This window comes from Rummeliibacillus sp. JY-2-4R (genome assembly GCF_053847205.1).
Genome location: NZ_CM132623.1, coordinates 1,751,449 through 1,765,029 on the forward strand (window position 1 = coordinate 1,751,449; position 13,581 = coordinate 1,765,029).

Annotated in this window: 11 protein-coding genes; all 11 read left to right on the plus strand. The window is 30.9% G+C overall.

The window, feature by feature from the left end:
• The first annotated feature begins 268 nt into the window (after positions 1–268).
• The 11 genes from ACWV26_RS08480 to ACWV26_RS08530 all read left to right on the plus strand — a co-directional run bounded on the left by ACWV26_RS08480 (position 269) and on the right by ACWV26_RS08530 (position 13,240).
• Positions 269–2,095, plus strand: coding sequence for a polysaccharide biosynthesis protein (locus ACWV26_RS08480; protein ID WP_455897908.1), 1,827 nt, complete (start codon positions 269–271; stop codon positions 2,093–2,095).
• Between the two features lie 20 nt (positions 2,096–2,115).
• Positions 2,116–2,748, plus strand: a complete 633-nt coding sequence (locus tag ACWV26_RS08485) for a sugar transferase (RefSeq protein ID WP_455897909.1) — start codon at positions 2,116–2,118, stop codon at positions 2,746–2,748.
• Positions 2,749–3,594, plus strand: coding sequence for an NAD-dependent epimerase/dehydratase family protein (locus tag ACWV26_RS08490; protein WP_455897910.1), 846 nt, complete (start codon positions 2,749–2,751; stop codon positions 3,592–3,594).
• 18 nt (positions 3,595–3,612) lie between these two features.
• A complete protein-coding gene (locus tag ACWV26_RS08495; RefSeq protein ID WP_455897911.1) occupies positions 3,613–4,857 on the plus strand; it encodes a glycosyltransferase family 4 protein in 1,245 nt (414 codons plus the stop codon).
• Position 4,858: 1 nt separating this feature from the next.
• A complete protein-coding gene (locus tag ACWV26_RS08500) occupies positions 4,859–5,890 on the plus strand; it encodes a polysaccharide biosynthesis protein (protein WP_455897912.1) in 1,032 nt (343 codons plus the stop codon).
• A gap of 21 nt (positions 5,891–5,911) precedes the next feature.
• Positions 5,912–7,021, plus strand: a complete 1,110-nt coding sequence (locus ACWV26_RS08505; RefSeq protein ID WP_455897913.1) for a polysaccharide biosynthesis C-terminal domain-containing protein — start codon at positions 5,912–5,914, stop codon at positions 7,019–7,021.
• A 3-nt stretch (positions 7,022–7,024) separates the two neighbouring features.
• Complete coding sequence (gene wecB, locus ACWV26_RS08510; RefSeq protein ID WP_455897914.1) at positions 7,025–8,149, plus strand: non-hydrolyzing UDP-N-acetylglucosamine 2-epimerase; 1,125 nt, start codon at positions 7,025–7,027, stop codon at positions 8,147–8,149.
• A gap of 3 nt (positions 8,150–8,152) precedes the next feature.
• Positions 8,153–9,376, plus strand: a complete 1,224-nt coding sequence (locus ACWV26_RS08515; protein WP_455897915.1) for a glycosyltransferase — start codon at positions 8,153–8,155, stop codon at positions 9,374–9,376.
• Between the two features lie 73 nt (positions 9,377–9,449).
• A complete protein-coding gene (locus ACWV26_RS08520; protein ID WP_455897916.1) occupies positions 9,450–10,664 on the plus strand; it encodes a hypothetical protein in 1,215 nt (404 codons plus the stop codon).
• Between the two features lie 71 nt (positions 10,665–10,735).
• Positions 10,736–12,010 carry a lipopolysaccharide biosynthesis protein gene (locus ACWV26_RS08525; RefSeq protein WP_455897917.1) on the plus strand — a complete coding sequence of 425 codons (1,275 nt, stop codon included), beginning with the start codon at positions 10,736–10,738 and terminating at the stop codon, positions 12,008–12,010.
• Between the two features lie 87 nt (positions 12,011–12,097).
• Complete coding sequence (locus ACWV26_RS08530; RefSeq protein ID WP_455897918.1) at positions 12,098–13,240, plus strand: glycosyltransferase family 4 protein; 1,143 nt, start codon at positions 12,098–12,100, stop codon at positions 13,238–13,240.
• The last annotated feature ends 341 nt before the right edge of the window (positions 13,241–13,581 follow it).

A 13,581-nucleotide genomic window follows, 5' to 3' on the forward strand; every position in this document is an offset into this window, starting at 1 on the left:
ATTTGCCTAAAATATTGAGTCAATATCAAGATTTACATTCTATAATTTGGCATTTTATATTTTTTTAGAAAAGTTCTAAGGATTTTGGAATGAGCATATTGTAGTGGTGTAAATAAAAATAATACATTGTTTAAAAATCAACTAGATATTTTTTACTAAATTAATTCAAGATATGAACGATGTTAGTGGAATTGAAGTGACAATTTCAATTAATATCGTAACTTCGCATGTAAAAAAATGAATAAAGAAAAATAATAGGAGAGAACAAATGACTTTAAAGAAAAGGATGTCAATGCTAGCAATTTTGGACTCGTGTATTGTTTTATTTTCAATCTATATTGGTTATTTCATGATTAATCTTTTTGAAAATCCCTTTCATAATATGTTGCTATTGATTAGCTCTCTGACTATTTTTGCTTCACATCATCTATCTGCAATGTATTATGGCTTATACCGAAAAGTATGGGAATATGCCTCGGTGGGTGAATTGCGTTCGATTTTTAAAGCAGTTACATTCTCAATTTTAGTTGTAGGACTAGCTCAATCTCTTTTTATGGGAGATGTGCTCTATCGCTCGCTTGTTATTACATGGATGATTCATATCCTATTAATAGGTGGCTCAAGAATATCATGGCGTGTCATTAGAGATCATTATTTAATAGGGAAAAAAGTTATAAACGACAAGAAAAGAACACTGATTATTGGAGCAGGTTCAGCGGGAACAATGATTACTCGTCAATTATTAAACAACCGTGAATCTCCTTTACAACCAATTGCATTCTTAGATGATGATTTTACAAAAAAGGGATTAGAACTATATGGGATACGAGTACAAGATACAACGAATCATTTAGATAAAGTAGTCAAACAATTTAACATTGAACACATTATTGTTGCGATTCCTTCCTTAGTAAAAGAAAAAAGAGTGCAACTTATGGAGGAATGTCTGGCGACAGGTATTAAAACACAAATTGTACCAATGATAGAAGATTTATTAACCGGTAAAATCTCAATTAATGAAATCCGAGATGTGAAAATTGAGGATTTATTGGGCAGGCAAGAGATTCAGTTGGATATGCAGGCTATATCTAAGAAACTAACAAACAAAACAATTCTTGTAACAGGGGCAGGGGGGTCCATTGGCTCAGAGATATGTAGACAAGTGATGAACTTTCAGCCAAAACGCTTAATACTCTTAGGACACGGAGAGAACTCCATTTATAACATAGATATGGAATTAAGAAAACTTGACCTTGTTCAAAGTGGCACAGTTGAAGTAGTACCAATTATTGCAGATATCAAAGATCAAAAACGTATTTTTGAAATTGTGGGTACTGAAAACCCAGATGTCATTTATCATGCTGCTGCTCATAAACATGTTCCTTTAATGGAAGCAAATCCTATGGAAGCAGTAAAAAATAATATTTATGGAACGAAAAATATAGCCGAAGCTGCGCATATATTTGGTGTAGGTCATTTTGTCATGATTTCAACAGATAAAGCGGTAAATCCACCAAACGTAATGGGTGCAACGAAACGATTTGCAGAAATGATTGTACAAAATATTGCAAAAGAAAGCCAAACAAAATTTGCAGCCGTTAGATTTGGAAATGTATTAGGTTCTCGCGGATCAGTTATACCTCTTTTTAAAAAACAAATCGCACAAGGAGGTCCTGTTACTGTTACAGATGAACGGATGACAAGATACTTTATGACCATCCCTGAAGCTTCAAGACTTGTAATCCAAGCAGGCACACTAGCTGAAAGTGGAGAAATCTTCGTTCTCGATATGGGGGAACCCGTGAAAATAGTAGACCTTGCTAGAAATTTAATCAATCTATCAGGATATTCAGAAAAAGAGATACCTATAGAATATACAGGCATTCGCCCAGGGGAGAAACTTTACGAAGAATTACTCAATGACACAGAAATCCAACAAGAAAAAGTGTATCCAAATATCTATATTGGAAAAGCAACACCTTTATCAAACGAATATCTAGAAAATATCTTAAAAAGTATTCCACATTTATCAGAGAGCGAATTATCCAAGTTGTTAATTGATATTGCTAATTCGAGGGAAGCGTTTGTTTCTTAATTTATGGGGGATGTTAGAGAATGGCTTATTTAAAGATAAAAAGATTAATAGATATCGTTCTTTCATCAGTAGGATTACTTATATTATCACCAATATTTTTAGCTTTAGTGATTGCTATTAAGATAGATTCAAAAGGTCCCATACTTTTTAAACAAAGCCGTATTGGCATTAATAAAAATCATTTTAAGATACTTAAGTTTCGAACGATGAGAATTGATACACCAAAAGATACACCGACTCATCTTCTCAAAAATCCCGAAAAATATATTACAAGAATGGGCAAATTCTTAAGAAAAACATCTCTGGATGAATTACCGCAAATATGGAATATTTTAATCGGACAAATGAGCATTATTGGGCCACGGCCAGCATTGTGGAATCAAGAAGATTTAGTAAAAGAAAGAGACAAATATGGAGCAAATGATGTGAAGCCAGGACTTACTGGTTGGGCTCAAATTAATGGGAGAGACGAACTTCCAATTGAAGTTAAGGCAAAATTAGATGGTGAGTATGTAAATAAAATAGGACTTCGGATGGATTTGAAATGTTTCTTTAAAACGATTGTTAACGTATCAAGAAGCAATGGTGTTGTTGAAGGTGGAACAGGAGCAATTAAAAAAAGAGCTACTGATCGAAATAAGGAGTCAGGATAAATGAAAAAGATACTTATTTTAGGAAAGAGTAGTTATATAGGAAAAAATCTAGAAAATTGGTTAAAGAATTATCCAAAGAAATATATTGTTCATTCAATTAGCTTGCGAAATAACGAATGGCAAATTATGGAATTTTCTGAATATGATGTTGTGATTTATATGATTGGAATTGCACATCTAAAGGAAACAAAACTAAATGCAAATTTGTATTTTAAGATAAACCGAGATTTAGCATACGAAACCGCTAAAAAAGCAAAGAGAGAACATGTGAAGCAATTTATTTATCTAAGTTCTATGAGTGTGTATGGAATCGAAAAGGGGATTATTGATAAAACTTCACAATTAAATCCAAAAAGCAATTACGGGAAATCTAAACTTCAAGCAGAAGAATTAATAAACTCTCTTAACCAATTAAATTTTAAAGTAGCCATTTTAAGGCCGCCAATGGTTTATGGAAAGGGCTGTAAAGGTAATTACCCAAAATTAGCAAGTTTCGCATTAAAGCTTCCTTTTTTTCCTGAAATAAAAAATAAACGAAGTATGATATTTATCGATAATTTGTGTCAGTTTATATCGTTGATAATAGACGATTATGAAAGTGGATTATTTTTTCCGCAAAACAAGGAGTATGTTTGCACTTCACATATGGTGAGAGTTATAGCAGAAATGAACAATAAAAAAATATGGATGACGACTTTATTTAACCCAATTATAAAAATTTCTAAAATCAATCCATTGATCAATAAAGTATTTGGCGATTTAGTATATGAAAAGAGCTTATCAAATTACAAAAATATTAAATTGGTTCCTTTTGAGGAATCCATTAGACATTCTGAAACTTATTAATGAAAAGAAGAGGTTAATATGAAGAAAAAGAAGGATGTATTATTCTTATGCCAATATTTTTATCCAGAATATGTATCATCTGCAACTCTTCCTCTTGATACAGCACTAGCTTGTGCGGAAAATAATTTGAAAGTGGGCGCTTTATGTGGATATCCAAAAGAATATCTTTTGGAAAAAAGAGTGCCATTAAAAGAAAACTTTCAAAGTATTGAGATAAATAGGCTGAAATATCTACAGTTGAAACGAAGTAACTTTTTTGGAAGAGTGATGAACTATTTTTCTTTTACATTCGCAGTTTGTTTGAGATTTTTTGACTTAAGGAATTACAGAGCAATTATTGTCTATTCAAATCCACCAATATTACCACTGATAGCAGCGATCGCCAATCAAATATTCGGAACAAAAGTAATATTTGTTAGTTATGATATTTATCCTGAAATTGCCCATGTAACTAACAGTTTATCTCCCACAAGTTTTATTAGCAAAATGATGCGATTTATAAATAGAAAGACAATGAAATGTGTAGATAAAGTGGTTGTATTATCAAACGAAATGAAAGCATTTATGAAAGCAAATAGGCCTGGTTTAACAAATCATCAGATTGAAGTTATACCCAATTGGTATGAAGATAAAGAAATGTCAAATTCAGTAGTAGCCTCCAAAAGCAAACTTTTTAATTTGATTAATAAGAAGAAAGAAGGTCATCTAATTGTTTCATACTTTGGTAATATGGGGGTTTGTCAAGATCTTATAACTATTGTCGAAGCAATCCGGGGAGTAAAGGATGATCAAAATATTCAATTTATCTTTGCAGGACATGGTAATAAGATGGAAACTTTAAAAACAATTGTGAAAAGTGAAGAGCTGAACAATGTCAAAATATTTGACTTTTTACATAATCAAGACTATCAAGATGCTCTTCAAATCAGTGATTGCTTTCTTGTTAGTTTAGCACGTGACGTAACGGGACTAGCAGTACCGAGTAAAACTTATGGATATATGATGGCTGGAAAACCTGTCATTTCAATAATGGGGAGAAATTCTGATATTGCAAAAGATTTAATAGAAAACAATGCGGGTTATGCAATAGAAGTAGGAGAAAACGATAAATTAGTTAATGCAATATATGAACTTAGAGATAATCGAAAAAAACGTGATTTGATGGGGAAAAATTGTAGAAATATTTTTCTTGAAAAATACACAAAGGAAATTTGCACCCAGCAATATGTCAAGATGATCCGAAAAGTATTGGAGGAAACATAAAATGTTTAAAAATAAAGTGATATTAATTACTGGTGGTACTGGTTCTTTTGGTAATGCCGTGATGAAAAGATTTTTAGACACTGAAATCAAAGAAATTCGAATCTTTTCCCGTGATGAAAAAAAGCAAGATGATATGAGAAAACTATATCATAATGACAATCTTAAGTTTTACCTTGGAGACGTGCGAGATATAGCAAGTTTAAAAAATGCAATGCATGGCGTGGACTATCTCTTTCATGCGGCTGCTTTAAAACAAGTTCCATCTTGTGAATTCTTTCCACTAGAAGCAGTCAAAACAAATATATTAGGTACTGATAATGTTCTAACAGCGGCAATTGATTATAAAGTTAAAAAAGTAATTTGTCTTTCAACCGACAAAGCTGCATATCCAATTAATGCAATGGGTATTTCCAAAGCAATGATGGAAAAAGTATTTGTGGCAAAATCCAAAGCTGTAAATCCAGACAATACGGTCATTTGTGGTACTAGATATGGAAATGTGATGGCTTCCCGCGGTTCGGTTATTCCTCTATTTATCGAGCAAATCAAAAGTGGACTGCCATTAACAATTACAGACCCGAATATGACGCGATTTCTAATGAGTTTGGAAGAAGCTGTTGAGTTGGTAGTATTTGCATTCCAAAATGCAAATGCAGGCGATATTATGGTTCAAAAATCTCCAGCAAGTACCATTGGTGACTTAGCATTAGCATTAAAAGAACTGTTTAACGCTAATAATGAAATTCAGATCATTGGAACTCGCCACGGAGAAAAGCAATATGAAACGCTTCTGACTAGAGAAGAATATATAGTAGCAGAAGACTTAGGTGATTTTTATAGGGTTCCTTCTGATAAAAGAGACCTAAACTATGATAAATATTTTGTAGAAGGGAGTCAAAAACTAGCATCAATAGAAGAATACAACTCGAATAACACTCATATATTAACTATTGAACAGATTAAAGAAAAATTACTAGATTTAGAATTTGTACAAAGAGAACTTTATGAATGGAATAAAAAATTTTCTTACTAAAGTTAAAGGTGGACTTCAATTATGAACATTCTAGTTACTGGGGCGAATGGGTTTATTGGCAAAAACTTAATTGCAGAGCTAAGGAATAGAGGATATACCAATATCTTTAAAATGACTAGAGAAACTGATGATCAATTACTAGAAAAGTATACAAAAGAGTGCGATTTTGTATTTCATTTAGCAGGAGTAAATAGACCCGAAAAAGAGGATGAATTTTTAGAAGGTAATTATGAATTGACTTCAAAATTAGTAGATTTGCTAAAGAAACATAACAATACAGCACCTATACTTTTTACATCTTCCATTCAGGCTGAAAAGGATAATCCATATGGAGTAAGTAAAAAAACTGCTGAGGAATTATTGTTATCTTACCACCTTGAAACTGATACGAAAGTTTATATTTATAGATTAACTAACGTTTTCGGAAAGTGGAGTAAGCCTAATTATAATTCCGTAGTAGCAACTTTTTGTCACCGAATATCAAGAAATCTAGAAATTCAAATTCATCAACCTGACGCTACGCTTAAACTTTGTTATATAGATGATGTTATTGAAGAATTTATCAAAACACTTAAAGAATATTCTACTAAAATAGCTGGCTATCGTATTGTATCGGAAATACATTCGATAAAACTTGGGGATTTAGCAGAACTAATTAAAAGTTTCAAAGACAGTAGAACTGAATTACTTATTCCGAATATGGAGAATCGATTAACGAAGAATCTTTATAGTACGTATTTAAGTTTTCTACCAGATAATGAGCTTTCTTATGATTTGAAAATGCATAAGGATCAAAGAGGTTCCTTTACTGAATTTATTCGCACAGCAGATCGAGGACAAGTCTCTATAAATGTTTCGAAACCAGGAATCGCAAAAGGAAATCATTGGCATCATACAAAAAACGAAAAATTTTTGGTGGTAAGTGGAAAAGGAATTATTCGACTGAGGAAGATTGATTCGCCTAGTATCATCGAATATCAGGTAAGTGGAGAAAAACTAGAAGTTATAGATATTCCAATCGGGTATACGCACTCCATCATCAATGTAGGTGATAGTGACATGGTAACTGTGATGTGGGTAAATGAATGCTTCGACAAAGAAAAACCGGACACATACTTTTTGGAGGTATAGCGGGTGAAAAAACTAAAAGTTATGACAGTCGTTGGAACGAGACCAGAGATTATTCGATTATCTGCTGTAATCAATAAATTAGAAGCATCAAATGCCATTGATCATATACTTGTGCACACAGGCCAAAACTATGATTACGAATTAAATGAAGTATTTTTTCATGATTTCAACTTAAAAAAACCGGATTATTTCTTAAATGCTGCAACAGGTACAGCAGTCGAAACTATCGGAAATATATTAGTAAAGATTGATCCCATATTGAAAAAAATAGAACCAGATGCATTTTTAGTTTTAGGCGATACGAACAGTTGCTTGTGTGCAATAGCCGCAAAAAGGAGACATATTCCTATATTCCATATGGAAGCAGGAAACAGATGCTTTGATCAAAGAGTACCTGAAGAAACTAATCGAAAAATCGTTGATCATATTGCAGATATCAACTTAACTTATTCTGAAATTGCAAGAGAATATTTACTGCGAGAAGGATTACCTGCGGATCGAATCATAAAAACTGGAAGTCCTATGTTGGAAGTATTAAATTCAAGAAAATTAGATATTGAAAATTCAACTATATTAGAAAAACTGGAACTTAAAGAAGGAAATTATTTTGTCGTATCAGCCCACAGAGAAGAAAATATCAACTCTGAAATGAACTTTAAAGATTTAGTAGAAAGTATTAATTCGGTTGCAAAAGAATACAACATCCCAATCATATTCAGCACACACCCCAGAACTCAAAAAATGATAAATAAAAAAGAAGTGAATTTTAGCCCATTAGTAAAAACATTAAAACCATTAGGCTTCAATGATTATATCAATCTCCAAATAAATGCAAAGGCCGTTCTAAGTGACAGTGGAACAATCAGTGAAGAATCATCCATCCTTGGATTTAAAGCACTCAATATCAGACAAGCACATGAAAGACCAGAAGCAATGGAAGAAGCGGCTGTGATGATGGTTGGTTTAAAAAAAGAACGAATCTTGCAAGGAATAGAAATATTAATAGGACAGAAACAAGAAACGATTCTTCAAGTTGATGATTATAGTTTGCCGAATGTATCGGATAAGGTGCTTCGGATTCTATTGTCATATACGGATTATGTGAATCGCGTTGTATGGGAGAATTAATACATGATGAAAGTATTGCAAATAAACTCTGTTTGTGGCATAGGAAGTACTGGGAGAATTGCAACTGATATTCATCATTTACTAAAGCAGCATGATCATGAGAGTTTTATAGGATACGGCAGAGGCTTACCGTTGAATTGTGAAAACACAATAAGAATTGGAACAAGAATGGAAAATTATTCACATGTTGCATTAACAAAAATTTATGATAAACACGGTTTCGGATCTATCAAGGCTACTAGGGAATTTATTAGAAAAATGGAAGAAATGAATCCAGATATAATTCACTTGCATAATATTCATGGATATTACATTAATGTCGAACTTCTGTTTGATTATTTAAAAAAAGCTAATAAACCCGTTATTTGGACGCTACATGATTGTTGGGTATTTACAGGGCATTGTTCACACTTCGATTACATAAAATGCGAAAAATGGAAAACATGTTGTAATAAATGTCCACAAAAAAATGAATATCCTTCTAGTATAATTTTTGATAATTCTAAAATAAATTATATAAAAAAAAGAGAAATATTCACTGGTATAAAGAATTTGACAATTGTGACTCCTTCTGAGTGGCTTGCTAATAAAGTAAAAGAATCTTTTTTACATGAATACCCTATTATAGTAATAAATAATGGAATAGATATGGAAACATTTAAGCCTATTAAAAGTAATATTAGAAGAAAATATAAGATTGAGGACAAGTTTATAATCTTGGGAGTAGCAAGTATATGGGGGGAAAGAAAAGGGTTAAAATATTTTCTAAAACTTTCAGAAAAAATTAAGTCTAATGAAATAATTATATTAGTTGGATTAAATAAAACGCAAAAGGAAAAATTGCCTAAAAATATAATAGGAATTACTAATACCACGGATAAAAAAGAATTAGCAGAAATTTATACTGCAGCAGACGTTTTTGTAAACCCCACATTAGAGGATAACTTTCCAACTACGAATTTAGAAGCATTGTCATGTGGTACACCTGTAATTACTTTCGCAACAGGGGGCAGTGTTGAATCTGTTGATGAAAACTGTGGATTTATTGTAGAAAAAGGGGACTTAGAAGATATGATTGAAAAAATATATCTTATCAAATCATCTACAAATTTAAATTATTCAAAAAATGCGTTAATAAGAGCGAGATCTTTATATCGTAGTGATGAAAGATATTTAGATTATTTACAAACATATGAGAAAGCATTAGTTAACGATGAATATGAATAGGAGTTTTTTTAAAGTACAGCCAATTACAGTGATAAAATTATCAATTTTTATAATTATATTAACTTATGTAAGTATGTTTCCAACTTTTTCATTTTCTAATAAGTTGAATGCATTCCTAGTTCTCGTTTTATCAATAATTTTAGTTATTAAAAGCAGAAAGAATATACCACTAACGATAATGTTTATCTTCATTCTATATGTAAATTATAGTGTTGTAATTTCCGAATATTTTGTTGGAGGCCAATTAAGTGTACCCTTCTCTGCTGTAAAAACAGAAGAAATTTATGGAGAAACTATAAAAATCTTATTACTCTTTATGAGTATATTAACTTTATTTTTTAATGGAAGAGGGTTTGAAGTATCAAAAGATACAATGGTTCCTAGAGATAATAGCATTATATTTTTTAGCATAATTATTACTCTTCTCTATTTATTAAATGTAGGAATTGAACGAGGCGACTATAGTTCCTATGGGGTGAAAATAAGTCCGATATTTGAATATGCTAAATTACTTTTTTTATTTGCTTTTTTTTATTCAGGAGAATCAAAATTTAAGAAATTTACCATTTTTCTATTGGTTTTAATTTATATTTTGCAAGATACTTATTATGGCGGTAGAATTACAACTCTTCAGTTAATCATTTTTTTTAGTGTTACAATCTTAGTCCGAAAATTATCTTTTATTAAGATTATTTTCTTTTCATTTATAGGTATCTTTTTAATGAGTAGTATTGCAGTCTATAGAGCAAATTACTCCTTTAATAATTTGAATATTTCTGAATTGGTGAAAAATTTATCAGAGAATTATTTCGCCTTTGACACTGCCACATATGCATATTATGCATCTGCAACGCACATAGCTGCTACAAATACTTCAGATCTAATTATTAGGCTAAATTCATTATATGAATTTTTAATTTCTATCTTCTTTGGTTCACAAGATATTTCAAGTGAAGTGACCAATCTTGTAGTTAAACTTGGTTATTTTAATCTCGGGGGGGGATTTATTCCTACTCATTTTTATTTTTGGCTAGGTTGGACGGGTGTAATAATTATAGGATTTACAATAGTTCTCCTAATTAACAATCTTAGATATGGTAGTCCATATCAAAATCTTTTACTGTTGGGAATAATTATAAACGTTCCAAGATGGTATTTATATTCCCCAAATCAACTGTTTAGAGGTGCATTGTTCTTTGTTTCAGTTCTATATGTGGTCTTTCAAATTTTAAGCGCACTAATGAATAAGAACGAAGTTATAAATAAAGATGAAAAAGTAAACAGTTGATTTAGTTATCAGATCAAGATCGATAAAGCATTAAAATACCATATATTTGAAAGGTTAATAGGGAAATTAAAATGGAAAATTTACTAAAGAATAGATTTACAAAAAATGTATTAATGCTTATTGGGGGGACAGCTTTTGCACAGGTAATTGGGATCGCTCTTTCACCTGTAATTACTCGAATTTATTTACCAGAAGAATTTGGTGTGTTGACAGTATTTATTTCAATTTTAGGGACAATTAGTATGCTAGGATCATTAAGTTATGAATCTGCTGTTCCCATAGCAGATGATGAAATTAGAGCTATAAATGTATTATCTTTATCTTTGATAATTTTATTTCTCATTTCGATTTTTCTTTCATTTACATTGTATTTGGTAGGCGATTATTCACTTCAAGTTCTCAATGCAACTGAACTAATTAATTATCAATATTTTATCGTTATTGGATTTTTTATGACGGGTTTATATGCAATTTTAGATAGCTGGTCATTAAGAATGAAGAATTATAAAGTAATCGCTAAGACAAAATATTCTCAAAGTATCACAGGAAACGGCACGAAAATTATACTCGGACTATTAAAATTTGATACTAGTGGGTTAATCTTTGGACAAATACTCGGTCAAAGTGCTGGTATATTCAATATGCTAATTCCAATATTAAAAAATCAAAAGGCACTGTTGAAGTCAATTCGTATAAAGACTATCTGTTGGTGTGCAAAGAGGTATATCCGATTTCCTAAATATTCAGCTCCAACCATATTTATCATTTCATTAACAAGTCAACTTCCTGTCTATTTCTTATCTGCTTTTTATAGTCCTCATACAGTTGGCCTTTACGGACTTGCTTTAACTATTACATTTTTACCGATGAATTTAATAGGAAAGTCCGTTCAAGATGTCTTTTATGGAGAAGCTGCAAGTTTAGGTAAATCAAAACCATCAGAGATAAAAAGTTTAGCTGACAGCCTTCATAAAAAGCTTTCGCTAATCGGTGCAGGTCCAATGATTTCGTTAAGTATTTTTGGACCTCAACTTTTTTCTATAGTTTTTGGAGGTAATTGGAATAATGCTGGCGTTTTTGCTAGTGCACTATCAATTTATGCCTATACTTATTTTATTTACCACCCAATAAGCACCGTTTTCTCAATTTTTGAAGAGCAGCATTTAGAACTATTTTTACATTTATCAAAAATTATTATCGTAATATTCATTTTTTTTCTAGCCAATCATTGGGGATTATCATCATTTTATTCCACTTTCATGTTTAGTATAGCTATGGGGGTGACTGAGTTTATAAAATATTTACTAGCTCAGTATGTGATTAATAAGCATATTCTTTTAAATTAATAAGATAGATTTTCTATGTTTTTGTATTTTAAATTTTTTTTTCGATAAAAACAAGAATTCTACCAAGTATTATTGGAGGGGAAATATTTGTCAAAGAAAAAATATGTTTTTATTAGTAATATCGCTGCTCCATACCAGGTTAAGTTTTGTTATGCATTACAAGAATATTTTGATGCAGAATTTTGGTTTTATGAACATCTAGATGAAACAAGACCAGATTGGTGGAAAATACCATTAGGAGATAAGTGCAAAATATTAAAGACATCAGGTAAATTACCGAAATTAGGTTACTATTCATTTGGTTTATTTTCTGAATTAATGCGTTTTAAACCAGATATAATAGTATTAGGTGGGTTTATGAAGTGGCATTGGTTAGTACTGAAAATCGCTAAACTTTTTGATAAGAAAGTTAAAGTTATTGTTATGACAGAGCCACTTAGATATGTAACACATGATGATGAACAATCTAACGAATTAATCACCAGGGAGAATTCTTCAAAGAAATTAACTTTGGCAAACCATATGTTTAAAAACATTGATCTTTATTTAGGTATGAGTGAAGTAGCAGAGAAACAATTAGTGAAAGAATTTAAATTTGCTAAAGATAAAGTAGATCTAGGGAGATACCCTCAAGATATTGAGGAGTATTTTAATCATCCTCTGCGTGAAAAAAGTAAAGGGGAAAAAATTAGTTTATTATTTGCTAATAGACTTGTAGATAGATATAACCCTTTATTTGCACTTGAAGTATATCAAAAACTAAAAAGCAAATATCCAAATATTGTATTAAATATGAATAGTGATGGAGCTCTAAAAGCTACATGTATGGAGTTTATAATGAGAAATAATCTGAAAGATGTAACATTTTTAGATAAAATTACATCCTGGAATAAAATGCATTTAGTTTATAAAAAATCTGATATTTTAATTTTACCTGCTATCTATTCAAATGGGAATCTAACAATTATGGAAGCAAAGGCATCAGGAATGGGATTAGTAATTAGTAATAGAATAAATGATGTTGAAAAAGATAATATTAATGAAGAAAGTTGTTATATTTGTGAATTGAACATAAATCACTTCGTAGAAAGTATTGAAAAATATATTTTAAATCCTGAGTTACTTATTTCACATGGAAAACTAAATAGAGAATTAGTTGAGGAAAGAAGAAATATAAATATAGCTAAATACTATTATGACCAATTACAAAGAAATAGTTTAGTCGAGTAATAACAAGAGTATAATAATCCTTAATTGTCTTATTACAATCCTGCAAATAGTAGTTAATCTTTATCGCTCTGTCAAAAGATTAATAATCTAGCAACGAATATGGTATTTTAGAAATTACAATAAATAAATGGATTAAACTTTATTCTCCTAACTAATAAAAAGAGTGACTTCAGTATATACAATATTTACTTTTTTATTCGGCGCAATTTCCATTTTGGAGTAATCCACATCTCAAGTAAGAGGTCAAGGTGAAAAGTTCCTTGGATCTGCTACTTGATATGTGGAGCGAATAATTCATGGAAGTTTCGCCCCAAAAACTTTGGTGTAGATTCATATGATTT